Raw genomic sequence first — 16,290 nt, 5'->3', positions numbered from 1 at the left:
GGGAAGCGGCGCACGTGCCACCGCTTCCCCGCGTCGACGCCTACCTTCGCGCGGACACGCCTACGCCGGGGTGCTGAGCACGGCGTACAGGGCGTAGAGCACTACGGGGAGCGCACCCACGAGTCCTGTCACGGCCGCGATCGCCGAAGGCAGTCGCCTGTTGGACCTCAGTGACCTGATGAGGTATCCGACCAGTACGAAATAGGCCAGAGTGACCACGACTCCGGCCCACAACATGGGTGCACTGATTGATTGCATGACAATGCTCGTTCTCCCTATGACGGTGCCCAGTCCGGATCTGCTGCGCGGACCAACAGGCAGGCCATAGGCGGCCCTTGGCAGGGGCCGACCCGTCCGCCGTCCGGAGCAACGGGACGACGGTAGCTCAAAGTCACGTGACCGAGCTAGAGTTGGTGGAATTCGCAGCCCGAATCGATCGGCCGTCATGCCGGGCGGGCAGGGCCCGGGATGCCACTCCCGGGGGCCCTGCCTCGGCGCAGCCCCGGACTGGGCAAGTCACAGAGTGCGATGCGTCGATGGTCGCAGGTGTCGATAAACGATCCATACACGTCTGCTAAACGACTTGGTAGGCTGCTGAAAGGGGGGCAGCCATGGATGTCGCGCGACAGGTGCTGGAGCAGCGTCCCGTCGCGTCGTCCGGGAGCGCGGCGCCCGAGGGCGTGGCGGCACTGCGTTTCAGCGTACTCGGCCCGGTGCGCGTGTGGCGGGGAACCGAGGCACTGCCGACCGGATCGCCGCAGCAGCGTGGCCTGTTGGCCGCCCTGCTGCTGCGCGATGGCAGCACGGCGACCGCGGCCGAGCTGATCGACGCGCTGTGGGGCGACGAGCCCCCGTCGCAGGGGCTGGCCGCCGTACGGACCTATGCCTCCCGGCTGCGCAAGATCCTTGACCCCGGTGTCCTGGTCAGCGAATCGGGCGGCTACGCGATCCGCGGCCTGCCCGACGGATCCCTGGACCTGACGGTGGCGCTGGACCTCGTGGATCTCGCGGAGCGGGCCAGGGCCGACGGGGAGCCGGGCCGGGCGCGTGATCTGCTCCGTGAGGCACTGGCCCTGTGGGACGGCGAGTCGCTGTCGGGGGTGCCGGGCCCGTACGCGGAATCCCAGCGCGGCCGGCTGGAGGAGTGGCGCCTCCAACTGGTCGAATTCCGGCTGGACATGGAGCTCGTACAGGGCCACCACGCGGAAGTCGTCTCGGAACTCACGTCGCTGACGGCCGCGCATCCGCTGCGGGAGCGGCTGCGGGAGCTGCTGATGCTGGCGTTGTACCGCAGCGGCCGCCAGGCGGAGGCGCTCGCGGTGTACGCCGACACCCGGCGGCTGCTGGCGGACGAACTGGGCGTGGACCCCCGCCCCGAGCTGACGGAGCTGCAGCACCGGATCCTGCAGGCGGACCCGACCTTGGCGGAGCCTGCCGCCCCGGAGCCCGCCTCGCCGGTGGTCCCCGTCCGTCCCGCCCAACTCCCGGCCACAGTTCCCGACTTCACGGGCCACGCGGCGTGCGTGGAGGAGCTGGGGGAGGTGCTGGCATCGGCCAACGGCCGGGTCATGGCGGTCGCGGCGCTGTCGGGAATCGCGGGCGTCGGCAAGACGACGCTGGCGGTCCACGTCGCTCACCGGGCACGCCGGGAGTTCCCCGACGGCCAGCTCTACGTCGATCTCCAGGGCCCGCACGCGAGAGGGGCGGAGCCCGGGACGGTCCTGGGTTCCTTCCTGCGCGCCCTGGGTACACCGGACGCGGCGATCCCCGACTCGCTGGAGGACAGGGCGGCGCTGTACCGCTCGGTCCTGAACGGCCGGCGGGTGCTGGTGCTCCTGGACAACGCGCGTGACGCCGCACAGGTGAGGCCACTGCTGCCGGGCGCGGAGGGATGTGCCGCGCTGATCACGTCCAGGGGGAACCTGGGCGACCTGGCGGGTGCCCATCTGGTGGACGTGGACGTGCTGAGTCCGGCGGAGGCGCTGCACCTGTTCACCAGGATCGTCGGCAGCGAACGTGTCGCCCGCGAGCGCACGGCGGCGCTCGACGTCGTGGCCGCGTGCGGATTCCTGCCCCTGGCGATCCGGATCGCGGCGGCGCGGGTGGCGGTGCGGCGGACCTGGACCGTTTCGGTGCTGGCCGCGAAGCTGGCGGACGGGCGGCGGCGACTGGACGAGCTGCAGGCCGGGGACCTGGCGGTGAAGGCCGTCTTCGAGGTGGCCTACGGGCAGTTGGAGCCGGCGCAGGCACGCGCGTTCCGTCTGCTGGGACTGGCCGACGGACCGGACATCTCCCTGCCGGCTGCCGCGTCCATGCTCGGCCGTTCCGAGGACGACACCGAGGAACTCCTGGAGGCCCTCGTCGACACGTCGATGATGGAGTCGGCGGCACCGGGCCGGTACCGGTACCACGACCTGCTCCGCCTCTACGCATGTGGCTGCGCCGAGAGGGACGAGGAAGCGCCCGGTGAACGGGCGGCGGCCCTGTCCCGGCTGCTCGACTTCTACCTGGCCACCGCGGCGGGTGTGTACGCGCTGGAGCGGCCCGGCGACCGCCTGATCGAGCACCTGGCGCCGACCGAGGGCGACGGGCTGGTCTTCGCCGACCGCTCCGCGGCGCGGGACTGGCTGTTCGGTGAGGCGAGGGGACTGCTGTCCGCGGCCCGGCAGGCCGCCCGGACGGGCGAGTCGCGCAAGGCGGCCGATCTGCTGCTCGCGGTGCGGGACCTCGCCGAGTCCGGCAGTGAGTTCACGCGCTACGAGTCGGTGGCCACGGCCGTGCTGGACGCCGCCGTGGCCGCCGGTGACGAGCGGACCGAAGGGCGGGTGCGGGCGGCGCTCGCCCATCTGCACCTCCTCGTGGGCCGGTTCGGGGAGGCGGACCACGAAGCGGGTGAGGCGGTGCGGCTCGGCGGCGCGACCGGCGACTCCTGGACCACGGGCGACGCGCTCAACAGCAGAGGCGTCATCGCGCTCCACCAGAACCGGCACGGGGACGCGGAGGCCCATCTCTCCCGGGCCGCCGAGTACTTCCGCGCGCTGAGCGACCGCCCCGGCGAGGCCGCCGCCCTGGTCAACCTCTCGCGCGTGCACCTCGCGACCGGCCGGACCGCGAGCGCCATCGCGCTGACACGGCGGGGCATCGACATCCACGACGCCATGGGCAGCGCCCTGCGCGGCGCCAACGGCCGCTACGCGCTCGCCCTGGCCCTCACCCGGAGCGGTGAGCTGGACGCCGCGCGCGCATGCCTCCACGAGGCGCTGGACGTCTTCCGGGACAGCCGCCAGAGGCTGTGGGAGGGCATGGGCCTGTTCCGGCTGGCCGAGGTCGACCTCGCCGCGCGGCGCTTCGGGGAGGCCGCGGCCCACGCGGAGGAGGCGCTGGTCACGCTGGACGGAATCGGCGGGGAGTGGCGTCGGGGCGCGGTGCTGACCTTGCTCGGCCACGCGCTGTCGGAACTGGGCCAGACCGGCCGTGCGGTCGCTTCGTGGAACGAGGCGCTCGACATCTACGAGCGGCTGAACGCCGCGGAGGCCGAGACCGTGCGCGCGTTGCTCCTCGAAAGGCAGCCGTGCCGGACGCACGGGGGCGCCTGATCCGGGTCGCCCGCGCCGACGGGGTGACCCGGACGGCCGTCCCCGGCTGGTAGCGGCCCCCGGGGCGGGTGAGGCTGGCCGGGAGTGGCCGCAGTGGTCACCCGTCGTGGGGCCGTCCCGGGCCCCGGCCAGGGAGGCCCGCCGTGCCCAGTTCCGCCGAGACCGCTCCGGCGCCGGTCCGCCGTCTGCTCCTGCCGCTGCTGCTGTCCGGCACCCTGGTCGTCGGGGCCGCCGCCTGCGGGAAGAGCGGCGACGGCAGCGCGAGCGGTTCCGGTTCCGCCTCGCCGAGCGCCACCTCGTCCGCCCAGGCGCAGAAGTTCGCCAAGACCCGGTTCGTGACCAACGCGGGCCTCGCGGCCGGGGCGACGTACCAGTGGATCGTGAAGCCGTACCGGGCGGGCAAGTTCAAGAAGGGCGCGGACGGGCGGACCTTCGCCCTGGTCAAGGCCGGGCTCGCGGGCGGCTTCACCTACAACCGGCTCAAGGCGGCGACGGAGAACGCCAAGGGCGACCCGCTGCTCGCCAAGGCGGTCGCCCCGCTGACCGCGGGCATCGAATCGCTCAAGGGGCTCGGCGGCAAGCTCCGCAACGGCCAGGCGGGCGAGGGCGACATCGGCGCCTTCGAGAGCGTGATCAACAACATCAAGTCGGCCGGCAGCAGCGCGGGCGCCGACGTGAAGGACAAGGTGCCGACCACGTCCCAACTCGGCGGATAAACATGGGTGTTCCACCCTCCGTCATGCTTAGGGTGCAACCATGAGTTCACTCACGCACGACCGCTACTGCACCGAGATCACCAGCCGCACCGATGCCTTCCGGGCCGCGATCCGCGGCGCCGACCTCTCCACGACCGTACCGACCTGCCCCGACTGGGACCTGCGCGCACTCGCCCATCACGTGGGCCAGGCCCACCGCTGGGTCGGCGAGATCGTACGCACCCGCTCCGCCGAGGTCATCACGCCGGACCAGGTGCCGAACGCCACCCCGGAGGGCGATGACGCCGCCGCGCTGGACGCCTGGCTGGCCGAGGGCGCGGAGGCGACCACCGAGTTGTTGCGGGCCGCCGGGACGGAGGTCAAGGTGTGGTCCTGGGCCTGGGAGGGCAGCACCGGCTTCTGGGCGCGCCGGATGGCCCACGAGACGATCGTCCACCACGCCGATGCCGCGCTCACCACCGGCACCGGCTTCGAGGTGGACCCGGAGCTGGCCGCCGACACGATCGAGGAGTGGCTCCAGATCGTCGACTTCGCGCGGACCGCGGGCATCGACCGGATCGCGGGCCTGACCGGTCCCGGTTCCGGAACCGGGCACTCCCTCCACCTCCACGCCACCGACGCGCCCGGCGCCGAGTGGCTCGTCGAGTTCGGTGAGGACGGCTACGCCTGGCGCCGCGCCCACGGCAAGGCGGACGTGGCCCTGCGCGCCCCGCTCACCGAACTGATGCTGGCCTTCAACCGGCGTCTGCCCGTCGACCACGACGGGGTCGAGGTGGTCGGCGACCGCACGGTGCTGGACCTCTGGCTGAAGAACACCGAGTTCTGAGCGCGTCGGCCGAGGCGCGCCCTACGCGTTGAGTTCGGCGAGCACCCGCAGGGTGTGGGGGTCCGGTGCCGTCACCAGCAGGTCGGTCACCGGGCCCCGCCGCCACAGCTCCAGCCGCTCCGCGATCCGTTCCCGCGGCCCGACCAGCGAGATCTCGTCCGCGAAGGCGTCCGGCACCGCCAGCACCGCCTCCTCCTTGCGTCCTTCGAGGAAGAGTTGCTGGATGCGGCGGGCCTCCTCCTCGAACCCCATCCGCGCCATCAGGTCGGCGTGGAAATTACGGGCCGCGTGCCCCATGCCGCCGATGTAGAAACCGAGCATCGCCTTCACCGGCAGCAGCCCCTCGGCGACGTCGTCGCAGACCAGGGCGCGGGCCATCGGCGCGATCATGAACCCCTCGGGCAGCCCGTCGAGCGAGGCCGCGTACACGTCGGTGCGCGTCGGCGACCAATACAGCGGCAGCCACCCGTCGGCGATCCGGACCGTCTGCGCGATGTTCTTCGGCCCCTCGGCCCCCAGCAGCACCGGCAGCCCCGGCCGCAGCGGATGGGTGATCGGCTTCAGCGGCTTGCCCAGCCCGGTGGCGTCCGGACCCGCGTACGGGTGGGAGTGGAAGCGGCCGTCCAGCGTGACGGGGGCCTCCCGCCGCAGCACCTGCCGGACGACGTCGACGTACTCCCGGGTCGCGGTCAGCGGACTCTTCGGGAACGGCCGGCCGTACCAGCCCTCCACCACCTGCGGCCCGGACAGCCCGAGGCCGAGCATCATCCGGCCTCCGGAGAGGTGGTCCAGGGTGAGGGCGTGCATGGCGGTCGCGGTCGGGGTGCGCGCCGCCATCTGCGCGAGGGCGGTGCCCAGCCGGATACGGGAGGTGTGCGCGGCGATCCAGGTCAGCGGGGTGAAGGCGTCCGAACCCCATGCCTCCGCCGTCCACACCGACGCGTACCCCAGCGCCTCGGCCTCCCGGGCCAGCTCCAAGTGGGCCGGGTTCGGGCCGCGGCCCCAGTATCCGAGCGCCAGTCCCAGCCTCATCTCCGCCGCCTCCCCGTATCTCTGACGGTATGTCAGATCGATGACGCGGTACGGAGGGTACGGCAGCGGCCCCCCGCCCGGAAGGGGCGAGGGGCCGCTGAAGTGGTGCGCCGGGCGGCGTCGGCTCAGCCGCGCTGGATGCCCGTGGTGTCCTGGAGGACGCCGCGACGCCCGTCCTGGGTCTGGGCGACCAGGCCCGGACCGCGCTGCTCCACCGCGAGGTACCAGGTGCCCGGTGCCAGCTCCGCGATCGGCGTCGGCGAACCGTCCTCGCCGTACAGCGGGCGGGCCACCGGGACCGCGAACCAGAACGGGGTGAAGTCACCGGCCGGCGCCTGCTGGGCGGCCTGCGGGTCCGGCTGACCGGCCTGCGGCTGGCCACCGTACGACGGCTGCTGCGGCTGGCCCGGCTGGCCGCCGTAGGACGGCTGCTGGCCGCCCGGGTAGCCGTACCCCGGACCGGGCTGGCCCGGCTGCCCGCCGAACGGCGGCTGCGCGGCGTTCGGGGTGGGGGCGCTCATCAGCGGGGCCTTGAGCGCGGGGACCAGCGGAGTGGCGACCGCGCCGCCCGCGAGGGCCAGCGCCCCGAGCACGCCGAGGATGAGACCGGCGCCCGCGTTGCCGGCGTCGAGCAGGGTCCACAGCGCCGTCCACGCCGAGAAGATGCTGAGCGCGGCGCCGAACTGGCCGAGGTCGAAGCCCGCGACCTTGCGGCCCGGAGTGGCGCGGCTCACGATGATCAGCGCCGCCGCGATGACCCCGGCGAGGTAGACGCTCATCAGGAGGCCGAGGCTGTCCCAGGCGTTGCTGCGGTAGCCGCAGTTGCTCAGGGAGCAGCCGCTGAGGCTGAGGAAAGAGGCGATGAACAGCACGGCCGCTGCTCCGATCACCACGCCGTCGCCTCGTGTGAGGGAGCGGATATTCACGTGAAGGTCCTTAGTCGGTCGTCTCGTCGGGGCGGTCGTCGCTGCCACCGGTACGGATACGGCGGGTTCGGTACGAAGCTTGGGGCGGCCCCCATCGTACGGATGAATCTATCGTCTGCCGGGGCGGGTTGTGCCCTTGCCCGGAAGACGGACGCACATCCCCCCGATTTCGCCGCAGAACCACCTCTTGCGAAGTCAGGGCCCAACCGGCTCAACGGTCGAGATAGCTGCTGATGCCGTCCGCGATGCCTTGTGCGGCCTTCTGGCGCCAGCCCGCGCTGGTGAGCAGGGCGGCGTCCTTCGGGTCTCGCATATTGCCGCATTCGATGAACACTTTGGGCACGGTCGACAAATTCAGTCCGCCCAGATCCTTTCGGGTGTCCAGTCCGGTATTGCCGCCGATGTAATTGGAAGGGGCGCTTCCGGTGGCGCGTACGAAGAGACCGGCGATTCTGGTTCCGAGGTCGCGCGAGGGCGCGACGATCTTCGAGGTGTCCGCCGCCCCGCCCCGTACCAGCCCGGGGACGATCACATGGAAGCCCCGGTTGCCGACCGCCGAACCGTCCGCGTGCACCGACACCACCGCGTCGGCCCGCGCCTCGTTGCCGATCCGGGCCCGCTCGTCCACGCACGGCCCGAACGCCCGGTCGTCGTCGTACGTCAGCACGACCTTGGCGCCCTGCGCCCGGAGCAGGGTGCGCAGCCGGTGCGCGACGTCCAGGGTGAACCGGGCCTCCGCGTAACCGGAGTTGGTCGACGTCCCGGTGGTGTCGCACTCCTTGCGGGTGGTGCCGATGTCCACCTGGCGGTTGATCTCGCGGGTGTGCAGGTGGTTGTCGGGGTTGTGCCCGGGGTCGATGACGACGGTCCGGCCGGACAGCGGTCCGGAGCCGGTGCCCGCGGGCGGCTCGGCGGCGGGCGGGGTGGTGCGGGACGGTGCCTTCGACGGCGAGGTCCGCCCGGAGGGCTCGGCCGCCCCGGACGCGGACGGGGACGAGGCGGACGCCGAACCGCTCGGATCCGGCCCGGCGGCCGCGCCGCCTGCGGCACCGCCGACCTCGCCCGCGCCGCACCCCGCGGCGCCCAGCGCGCACACGGCGGCCAGCACGACGGCTGTCGGGGTACGGCGGCGGCGGGTGGGGGAAACACTCTCGTCGTACGGCATCACGCGATGCTATCGGGGCGTGCGGGCGCCCCGCCTCAGATGCCGGGGCCGGTCCGCCGCAGCACCCGCAGCGACTCCGTCACCGACACCTCGGTGAACGCGCCGGAGGCCAGGGCCCGTTGGTGGATCCGGTACGGGGCCTGCCCGCCGTCCTCCGGGTCCGGGAACACGTCGTGGATCACCAGCAGCCCGCCCTCGACGACATGCGGCGCCCAGCCCTCGTAGTCGCCGGTGGCGTGCTCGTCGGTGTGGCCGCCGTCGATGAAGACGAAGCCGAGCTTCCCACCCCAGACGGCCGCGACCTGCGGCGACCGTCCGACCAGCGCCACCACGTGCTCCTCCAGACCGGCCGCGTGCAGGGTCCGGCGGAAGGTGGGCAGCGTGTCCATCCGCCCGACCTCCGGGTCCACCACGGTCGGGTCGTGGTACTCCCAGCCGGGCTGCTGCTCCTCGCTGCCGCGGTGGTGGTCGACGGTGAGGGCCGTCACCCCGGCCGCCCGCGCGGCGTCGGCGAGCAGGATCGTGGAGCGCCCGCAGTACGTACCGACCTCCAGCACCGGCAGCCCCAGCGCGGCCCCCGCCACGGCGGCCGCGTACAGCGCGAGCCCCTCGCCCTCCGGCATGAAGCCCTTGGCGGCCCGGAAGGCGGCGAGAACCTCCGGGGACGGCTCGACGGAAGACGGCTCGGCAACTGACGCGGCGGACACGGGTTCCTCCTGGTGGCGACGGGTACGACTACGCGCCCGGGGGCGGCGCCCCATCGTGCCGCACTTCCCGCACCGGGGGTGCGGCGGGGTGAGGGAACACCGGACCCCCGGCCTCAGCGGCGCAGCATCGACAGCAGCAGCCCGTGGGTCTCCTCGTCGGCGGCGGCCAGGAGCCCGCGACCCGACTGGCCCAGCGGGGCGCCGTCGATGCCGGTGATGACGCAGCCGGCGGCCCGGCACAGGGCGATCCCGGCCGCGAAGTGGACGCTCCCGGAGAGGTCGCCGCCGTCGGTGACGTACGCGGCGCGCTTCCCGGCGGCCACCCAGGCCAGCGCCAGGGTCGTGGACACGACGCGCGGCCGGAACCGTGCGACGAACCCGGGGTGGGCCAGCAGCTCCACGGCCCGGTACTCCGGCGCGCTCGGGAACGGCGGGTCGAGGTTGACGTCGACCAGTCGACTGGCGGACGTGGGTGTCAGCGGCGCGTCGTCGGCCCCGTCGCGTTGTACCCGGGCGGTCTTCCCGTCGGTGGCGAAGACCTCGCCGGTGAACGGGTCGGCCACCGCCGCCGCCCCGTCGCGCAGCGCCACGTTGACGGCCACCAGCAGGGAGCCGACCGCGTAGTTCAGCGTGCCGCACAGGGGGTCCACCAGCCACTGGCGCACGGCCCCGTCGGCCCCCTGCCGCCCGCCCTCCTCGCCCAGCACCGCGTCATCGGGCCGGGCGGCGCGGATGACGTCGACGATCGCCTTCTCGGCCGCCACGTCGGCGGCGGTGGCGAAGTCCCCGGCGTCCTTGTCGATGCGGTCGAGCCGTTGGCCGTACAGCTCCCGGACCACGTCCGCACCCGCTCGCGCCCCGGCCGTCGCGACCGAGACGTCGTCCGAACCCGCGTATGGATCAATCATGTGGTGCAGGTTAAGGGCTGTTTCGCAGACGGTCCCGGCCCGGCCGTACACCAGCCGCCCGTACCGGGTGCCCCGCGCCCCAGCCGAACCACAAAGATCTCTTCGCGAACAAATCTTTGCGGAGAACTCTTTGCGAAGAGTTCTTTGCGGTCTAGTGTGTGCGGCATGACGGATGAGCGGGAGGGCCCGGACGGGCCCGCGGTGGAAGCGGAATCGGTTGTCCTGGACGCCAAGGGGCTGCGCGCCCTGGCGCACCCGGTGCGGGTCCGGCTGGTGGGCCTGTTGCGGAAGCACGGCCCGTCGACGGCCACCCGGCTCGCGGAGCGGCTGGGGGTGAACTCCGGCACGGCCAGCTACCACCTGCGCCAGCTCGGCGCGGCCGGATTCGTCGAGGAGGACACCGGGCGCGGCAACGCGCGGGAGCGCTGGTGGCGCTCGGTCCACCGGACGACGGAGTTGCGGGGCCGGCAGCTCGCCGTCGAGGAGCCCGAGGCCGTCCTGGCCTACCTCCAGTCGGTCGCCGCCTTGCACACCCTTCAGATCCAGCGGACCCTGGGCGAACTCCAGACGATGGCCCCCGCCTGGCAGGGCACGTTCGACATGAGCGACGTGGGCCTGCTGCTCACCCCGGAGGAAGCCGTCGCACTGCGCCAGGAGTTGTGGGACGTGGTCGGCCGCTACCGCCGGGACAGCCCGGAAGCGGCGGCGACCGCTCCCGAGGGCGCCGGGCGGGTCGAGGTCATCACCCACCTCCTGCCCGATCCGGAGGAGTCGTGACGGCGGACGGGACGGCGGAGGCCGCAGCCACTCGGATACCCGAAGCGCGGTCCTTAAGGCCCCTGTCCGGGGTGCTGGCAGCCATGGCCCTGTCCCTGACCGGCACCCGGATCTCTCTCGTGGCCCTGCCCTGGTTCGTGCTCGTCACGACGGGCAGCGCCACCCGGACCGGCCTGGTCGTCTTCTGCGAGATGGCGCCCTACGTCCTGGTCAAGGCGTTCACCGGACCGGTGGTGGACCGGGCCGGCCCCCGGGTCGTCTCCTGGAGCACCGACCTGACGAGCGCGACCGCCGCCGCCCTGATCCCCCTGCTCCACGTCCTGCACCTGCTGACCTTCCCGCTGCTGCTGGCGCTGGTCGCGGTGATCGGCGCGGCGCGCGGTCCCGGCGATCTGGCCAAGGAGGTCATGGTGCCGGAGGCCGCCGACCGGGGCGCGGTTCCGCTGGAGCGGGCCACCGGCGTGGCCGGTGTGGTCGAGCGGCTGGCCTCCACCATCGGCCCGGCGGCCGGTGGCGCCCTGGTCGCGCTGGTGGGCCCGCTGACCGGACTGGTCGTCAACGCGGTCTGCCTCGTCAGCGGATCGGTGGTCGTCGGGCTGGTGCTGCCGCACGGCATGGGGCGCGCGGCGAAGGAGGCCGCGCCGGGACCGGACGGCGCGGCGGAGCCGGGCTACTGGAAGCGGTTCGGCGAGGGCTTCACCTTCCTCAGGGGCGAGCCGCTGCTGCTCACCGTCATCGTCATGGTGGCCATCACCAACCTGCTCGACGCGGCGATCGGTTCGGTGCTCCTCCCCGTCTGGGCCAGGGAGTCCGGCAACGGGCCGGCCGCGATGGGCCTCATGAGCAGTGTCATGGGGGCCGCGGCGGTGGCCGGGAGCCTGATCGCCGCGACGTTCGCGCACCGGCTGCACCGCCGGACGGTGGTGCTGGTCGGGTTCCTGCTGGCCGGGGCGCCGAGGTTCCTGATCCTCGCCGCCGATGTCCCGCTGGGGGCGGTGCTGGGCGTCTTCGTCGTGAGCGGGTTCGGCGCCGGGTTCATCAACCCCGTCCTGGGCGCCGTCCTCTTCGAACGGGTCCCGCGCCGCATGCTGGGCCGGGTCAACGCCCTCGGCGACTCGCTCGCCTGGGCCGGAACGCCGCTCGGTGGTCTGCTCGCCGGTGCGGCAGTCGCCGCCGCCGGACTCGTACCGACCCTGCTGACCTGCGGAATCCTGTACTTCCTCACCACCAACCTGGCCGGACTGCGCCGGGAGTGGCGGGAGATGGACCGTACGAGACACGCTGCGGCCGGTACGGAAACGGGGGAGCCCGTCATGTGACGTTCCACCGGGTCCCGTCCGGGATGTGCCAGACGCGCGCGGTGCCGTCCGCCTCGCGTGCGTAGCCGAACCTGTCGTGGGCCGGGCGGCCCGCCCCGTTCCACCAGCGCCACGCGTCCTCGACCCGGGACCAGAGGCCGGGGTCGCCCCCCTGCGTGACGGTGCCGGTGTCCTCGCCCGCGAGCGGTGTACGCGCCCACGAACCGTCCGGGCCCTGCACCTGGAGCGCCATGACCCCGGCGTCGTCCAGGTGGTGGACGATCTCCGCCCCCGGCAGGTGGAACGCGAGGACCAGCCGGAAGGCGTAGTGCGCGCGCAGGTCCGCGGCGGTGACCCGCGACCGCCGGGCGCCCGTCTCTGCGGCGGGCCTCGGCCGGCGCGGCGCCGCGTAGGTACGGGCGTCGGTGCGGGCGGGCATGAAGCGGCCGCCGGTCGTCGTGAAGTGGCCCAGCGCGCGCCCCTGTTCGTCGACCTCCAGGCGGACGAGCCCGCCCTCGACGCCGAGGTCGATGTCGGTGACCAGGAGGGTGCCGGGCCTGCTCTGCCCGATCCAGGCGGCGGGTACGGCCGGGACGGAGCAGGTCGCGATGATCCGGTCGAACCGGTCGCCGGTGAGGTTGCCCCGGACGCCGTCGCCCGGGACGAGCCGTGGCGCGAAGCCCGCGACCGCCAGCCGGTCCCGCGCCGTGTCGACGACCGCCGGATCGATGTCGACGGAGGTCACCAGGCGGTCCCCGAGCCGGTGGCAGAGCAGGGCCGCGTTGTAGCCGGTGCCGGTGCCGATCTCCAGGACCCGCTGGCCGTCCCCGACGCCGAGGTCTTCGAGCATTCCGGCCATGAGCCGGGGCAGGGTGCTCGACGAGGTCGGGACGCCGGTCCACGCGGTGGCGTCGACCCGCTCGGCGGTGTCCGGGTCGAGCGCGGTCACCAGCGTCTCGTCGCGGTAGGCGGCGGCCAGGCCGTCGTCGGTGGCCGCGTCGCGGCCCTCCCGCCACACGCTGATGCCCCGTTCGTTCCGCTCCTGGACGTACCAGCGCGGCACGAAGAAATGGCGGGGCACACTGCGGAACGCCTGCGACCACGCGGGCGTCCGGATGGCGCCGTCGCGGGCCAGCGCGTCGGCGAGGGCGGCCATGTGCGGCCGGGCTCGGTCGATGTTCGTCGGAGTGCTCATCGGAGTGCTCATCGGAGTGCTCACACGGGCTCCCAGCGGGTGGTCGGGTGGGTACGGGGAGGAGGGGAACGGCCACCGCGGCGCGCCCCGGGGGCGGGCGGGAGCGTGTCGCGGCGGGCGCGTCAGCGGCTTCGCCGGAGTTGGGTCAGAGTGGGATCGACGGGCCCTGCGGGTGCGCGCAGTCGATGTGCCGGTAGAGCGTGACCGGCCCTCCGTCCTGGCGGGGGAGACTGCCCCGGAGGCAGCGGTCGGACGGCTGGATCGGCTCCAGGCAGGCGGGGCAGATGTGTCCCGAGGGTGCGAACGTCCCGTACTCCCACGGCTGTACGTCGACGCTCATGCCGTCACCCCGCCCTCGACGGGAGCCGCCGGGGCGGCGGCAGGAGTCGGCCCGGCCCCCCGCCCCGCGACGGAGTTGGCGAGCCGGCGCAGCATCCGGGCGAGGTCGTGCAGATGCTGGTAGGACGCGAAGACGAGCGCGCCACCGCTGGGCGTGGAGGCGAGGAGCTGGTCGACCTCCCACCGTACGGAGCGGGACGCGGGTGTCAGCGCGCGGTCCAGCACCTCGTCGGCGAAGAGACCGACCCGTCCGACCAGTTCGGCGGTCCGGAGGTCGATCTCCTCGCGGGTGACGGTGCCGAGCCGGAGGGCGAGGGCGTCCTCCGCGGCCGCGAGCGCGGTCTCGACGTCCAGGGGCAGGCGGTCGGCCCCGTGCGGCGATTGCTCGGGGGAGGCGTGTGTCATGTGGGGGCTCCTGGCTGGGGTCCTGGGCATGGGGAAGGACGGCAGGCGGACGTGATGCGAGGGCGGTGCCGTCGCTTGCGTCCGATTTGGCAACCTTTGGTAATCGTCGCAGCACCGAGGGCAGCCAGGAGCCCATGAGGCGGTTTTCTGCGAGCAGGTTTCCGCGTGAATGCGCGCGCCGCTCCGGCGCGTGCGTTCCCCGGGGTGAGGTGTTCTGCGCGGGAGCAGAACCCGTCTGGTGGCTGCGGGATGTTCTCCGTCCGGTCGGGGGGTCGCGCGTCGCGGCGGGAGGTCAGGAGCGGAAGTCGTCCGGCTCGAGTCTGTTGAGCCAGGCGTGGGTGACGCCGGTCCATCCGATGCGGAGGAAGTCGGCCTTGCCGTCCCCGTCCACGTCGGCGAACTGCACGTCCTTCGCCGGTACTTCGGCGTCCTCCGCGATCCTGCCGATCCGCCGGTACGTGCCGCCCGCCCCCTTGTCCCCTTCGTTGAGCCAGGCGAAGGCGCCGCCCTTGGCGGTGACCAGGATGCGATCGGCGCGGTCGTCCCCGTTGAGGTCCGCGTACCGGATCTCCTGGACCGTCCCGGTGTTCGACACGGCGTCGCTGATCTTGATGGGCACTTCCCAGTCCAGCCGCTCCTGATCGTTCTCGGGGACGAAATCCTTGTTGAACCAGGCCGTTGTCTCACCGTCCGGCTCGATCAGCAGGTAGTCGTCCCGCCCGCCTCCGGTGACGTCAGCGATGCGGATGCGGGTCTTCGGGTCGATGGACGGCAGCTCGCCGCTGGACCCCCACGAGCGCACCTCGAAAGCGCCCGCGTGCGGAGTCATGCACATGCCCGTGCTGTCCGGGAGGCCGCTCTTCCAGGTGCGGATGGACATCCGGCCGTCCAGGAAGACGTCCACGCAGTCCGCATGGCCGTCCCCGTCCATGTCGGCGAAGCGGAGTGTGTTGCCGACGGAGCCGTCGCGGGGCTCGTAGGAGGTCTTCTCCAGGGTGAAAGGCTTCCAGGCCGTGTCCGAAGGGCCCTGGTTCCGGTAGAGCTGGACGTTCTGGTCCTTGTCGACCGAGAGGAAGTCCTCCTTGCCGTCGCCGTCGATGTCGGCCGTCCAGAACGTGTTCGTCGACGGGAACTCCTTGCTCTGGATGACGCCGCGGTCCTCCCAGCCCGCACCGAGCTTGCTGGGGGCCGTGTCCTTGGAACCGGGGCCTGCGGCCTGCAAGGTGTCGGACCTGATGTCGGGGCTGTTGAATTTCGGCACGAGATACACGGCCGCGGCGATGGCCACCGGAATGGCCAGCGCGGCGACCACCGGCCGTCGACGGAGACGGCCGCGGAGACGCGACTGGGCAGAGGGCGGCGTGCCGGGCCGCGCGTCGGAGGGCTGCTCGCCGGAGGGCTCGGCGTCGGACGGCTGCGCACCGGAGCGCGGCTCCTGTCCCTCGGCGGCGTCCCGGTCCGGGGCCGGCGCACCGCCCGCGGCCACCCGGCGAGCGGCGGCGGCCATCACGGCGGCGTTGACGAAGCGGTCCTCGGGGTCCTTGGCGAGCGCCTTCGCGATGAACTCCCTGGCCCCCTTCGACACGTCGCCGGGAAGCTCCGGCACGGGCTCCTCGATGTGCTTGAGGGCGACCTCGACGGGCGACACGCCCCTGAACGGCGGCTCTCCGGTGAGCAGTTCGTAGCAGACCACGCCGATGGCGTAGAGGTCGGACGCCGGGATCGCGGGGAGGCCCCGGGACTGCTCGGGGGCCATGTAGCGCGCGGTGCCGATGATCGCGTTCCGGCTGGTCAGCCGGGTGTCGGTCTCGGCGCGGGCGATACCGAAATCGGTCACCGCCACCCGGCCGTCCTTGCGCAGCATCATGTTCGACGGCTTGATGTCGCGGTGCACGATGCCGAGCCGGTGCACGGTGTGCAGCGCGTCGAGCGCCTCGGCGGCGAGCTCGAAGACCCGGGTGGCGGGGAGGAGCCCGTACTCCGCGCGGACCTCGTCCAGGGTCCTGCCCTCGACGAGTTCCATGACGATGTACGCGGCGTGGGCCGCCGCACCGTCGGGCCCGCCGCTCGCGGGGAACACCTGCTCGCCGTAGTCGTGGACGCCGACGACCCCCGGGTGGTGAATGGCGGCGAGGATCTTGGCCTCCCGCCGGAAGCGCGGGAGGAAGGAATTGTCCTCAAGCCCCGAGGGATGCAGCATCTTCACCGCGACCGGGCGACGTAACACCTGGTCCTCGGCGCGCCAGACCTCCCCCATGGCGCCCTGTCCCAGCCGCCCGTCCAGCACGTACCGGTCACCGATGAGCGTTCCTCGACCCCACACGTTCGCGCACCTCGTCATGTTTCCGCCGTGCGCGGAGTTCGTGGCGTCGGCCGTACGCGGCACAGCGTTCCGGAAGT

General features: G+C 72.9%; 14 protein-coding genes. 5 read left to right on the top strand and 9 right to left on the bottom strand.

Annotated elements, in window-relative coordinates; translation table 11 throughout:
* Window positions 1-611 precede the first annotated feature (611 nt).
* From ACF08W_RS09035 to ACF08W_RS09025, 3 genes are all read left to right on the top strand, one after another.
* A complete protein-coding gene (locus tag ACF08W_RS09035) occupies window positions 612-3,596 on the top strand; it encodes a BTAD domain-containing putative transcriptional regulator (protein ID WP_392278890.1) in 2,985 nt (994 codons plus the stop codon).
* Between the two features lie 143 nt (window positions 3,597-3,739).
* Window positions 3,740-4,312, top strand: a complete 573-nt coding sequence (locus ACF08W_RS09030; RefSeq protein ID WP_352279361.1) for a hypothetical protein — start codon at window positions 3,740-3,742, stop codon at window positions 4,310-4,312.
* A gap of 40 nt (window positions 4,313-4,352) precedes the next feature.
* On the top strand, window positions 4,353-5,138 hold the full coding sequence (locus tag ACF08W_RS09025; protein ID WP_392278889.1) for a maleylpyruvate isomerase family mycothiol-dependent enzyme: 786 nt from the start codon (window positions 4,353-4,355) through the stop codon (window positions 5,136-5,138).
* Between the two features lie 21 nt (window positions 5,139-5,159).
* On the opposite strand, the gene ACF08W_RS09020 is transcribed toward ACF08W_RS09025, so the two are convergent.
* From ACF08W_RS09020 to ACF08W_RS09000, 5 genes are all read right to left on the bottom strand, one after another.
* Window positions 5,160-6,170 (bottom strand): LLM class F420-dependent oxidoreductase, encoded by a 1,011-nt coding sequence (locus tag ACF08W_RS09020; protein ID WP_385204673.1) that lies wholly within the window; start codon window positions 6,168-6,170, stop codon window positions 5,160-5,162.
* Between the two features lie 125 nt (window positions 6,171-6,295).
* Window positions 6,296-7,096 (bottom strand): hypothetical protein, encoded by an 801-nt coding sequence (locus ACF08W_RS09015; RefSeq protein WP_392278888.1) that lies wholly within the window; start codon window positions 7,094-7,096, stop codon window positions 6,296-6,298.
* Window positions 7,097-7,307: 211 nt separating this feature from the next.
* Window positions 7,308-8,261: an N-acetylmuramoyl-L-alanine amidase gene (locus tag ACF08W_RS09010; RefSeq protein ID WP_392278887.1), complete on the bottom strand. Its 954-nt coding sequence runs from the start codon at window positions 8,259-8,261 to the stop codon at window positions 7,308-7,310.
* A 35-nt stretch (window positions 8,262-8,296) separates the two neighbouring features.
* Window positions 8,297-8,884 carry a class I SAM-dependent methyltransferase gene (locus ACF08W_RS09005; RefSeq protein WP_392279057.1) on the bottom strand — a complete coding sequence of 196 codons (588 nt, stop codon included), beginning with the start codon at window positions 8,882-8,884 and terminating at the stop codon, window positions 8,297-8,299.
* Window positions 8,885-9,081: 197 nt separating this feature from the next.
* Window positions 9,082-9,876, bottom strand: coding sequence for an inositol monophosphatase family protein (locus ACF08W_RS09000; RefSeq protein WP_392278886.1), 795 nt, complete (start codon window positions 9,874-9,876; stop codon window positions 9,082-9,084).
* 165 nt (window positions 9,877-10,041) lie between these two features.
* Here ACF08W_RS09000 and ACF08W_RS08995 point away from each other — a divergent pair, with 165 nt between their 5' ends.
* Window positions 10,042-10,653, top strand: a complete 612-nt coding sequence (locus ACF08W_RS08995) for an ArsR/SmtB family transcription factor (protein ID WP_392278885.1) — start codon at window positions 10,042-10,044, stop codon at window positions 10,651-10,653.
* 83 nt (window positions 10,654-10,736) lie between these two features.
* A complete protein-coding gene (locus tag ACF08W_RS08990) occupies window positions 10,737-11,972 on the top strand; it encodes an MFS transporter (RefSeq protein ID WP_392278884.1) in 1,236 nt (411 codons plus the stop codon).
* Here ACF08W_RS08990 and ACF08W_RS08985 read toward each other — a convergent pair.
* From ACF08W_RS08985 to ACF08W_RS08970, 4 genes are all read right to left on the bottom strand, one after another.
* Window positions 11,965-13,146, bottom strand: a complete 1,182-nt coding sequence (locus ACF08W_RS08985; protein ID WP_392278883.1) for a methyltransferase domain-containing protein — start codon at window positions 13,144-13,146, stop codon at window positions 11,965-11,967. The genes ACF08W_RS08990 and ACF08W_RS08985 overlap by 8 nt on opposite strands.
* Window positions 13,147-13,291: 145 nt before the next feature.
* On the bottom strand, window positions 13,292-13,486 hold the full coding sequence (locus tag ACF08W_RS08980; RefSeq protein WP_392278882.1) for a hypothetical protein: 195 nt from the start codon (window positions 13,484-13,486) through the stop codon (window positions 13,292-13,294).
* Window positions 13,483-13,890, bottom strand: coding sequence for a hypothetical protein (locus ACF08W_RS08975; RefSeq protein ID WP_392278881.1), 408 nt, complete (start codon window positions 13,888-13,890; stop codon window positions 13,483-13,485). Before ACF08W_RS08975 ends, ACF08W_RS08980 begins: the two co-directional genes overlap by 4 nt.
* Window positions 13,891-14,182: 292 nt before the next feature.
* Complete coding sequence (locus tag ACF08W_RS08970; RefSeq protein WP_392278880.1) at window positions 14,183-16,213, bottom strand: protein kinase; 2,031 nt, start codon at window positions 16,211-16,213, stop codon at window positions 14,183-14,185.
* Window positions 16,214-16,290: the final 77 nt, after the last annotated feature.

Source organism: Streptomyces sp. NPDC015144 (assembly GCF_043079735.1).
Taxonomy (GTDB): Bacteria; Actinomycetota; Actinomycetes; order Streptomycetales; family Streptomycetaceae; genus Streptomyces.
This window is presented reverse-complemented; position numbering and strand designations above follow the sequence as displayed.

Coding starts and splice junctions, on each gene's coding strand:
- ACF08W_RS09035 (WP_392278890.1), top strand. CDS start 612: ATGGATGTCGCGCGACAGGTGCTGGAGCAGCGTCCCGTCGCGTCGTCC.
- ACF08W_RS09025 (WP_392278889.1), top strand. CDS start 4,353: ATGAGTTCACTCACGCACGACCGCTACTGCACCGAGATCACCAGCCGC.
- ACF08W_RS09020 (WP_385204673.1), bottom strand. CDS start 6,170: ATGAGGCTGGGACTGGCGCTCGGATACTGGGGCCGCGGCCCGAACCCG.
- ACF08W_RS09010 (WP_392278887.1), bottom strand. CDS start 8,261: ATGCCGTACGACGAGAGTGTTTCCCCCACCCGCCGCCGCCGTACCCCG.
- ACF08W_RS09005 (WP_392279057.1), bottom strand. CDS start 8,884: ATGCCGGAGGGCGAGGGGCTCGCGCTGTACGCGGCCGCCGTGGCGGGG.
- ACF08W_RS09000 (WP_392278886.1), bottom strand. CDS start 9,876: ATGATTGATCCATACGCGGGTTCGGACGACGTCTCGGTCGCGACGGCC.
- ACF08W_RS08995 (WP_392278885.1), top strand. CDS start 10,042: ATGACGGATGAGCGGGAGGGCCCGGACGGGCCCGCGGTGGAAGCGGAA.
- ACF08W_RS08990 (WP_392278884.1), top strand. CDS start 10,737: ATGGCCCTGTCCCTGACCGGCACCCGGATCTCTCTCGTGGCCCTGCCC.
- ACF08W_RS08985 (WP_392278883.1), bottom strand. CDS start 13,146: ATGAGCACTCCGACGAACATCGACCGAGCCCGGCCGCACATGGCCGCC.
- ACF08W_RS08980 (WP_392278882.1), bottom strand. CDS start 13,486: ATGAGCGTCGACGTACAGCCGTGGGAGTACGGGACGTTCGCACCCTCG.
- ACF08W_RS08975 (WP_392278881.1), bottom strand. CDS start 13,890: ATGACACACGCCTCCCCCGAGCAATCGCCGCACGGGGCCGACCGCCTG.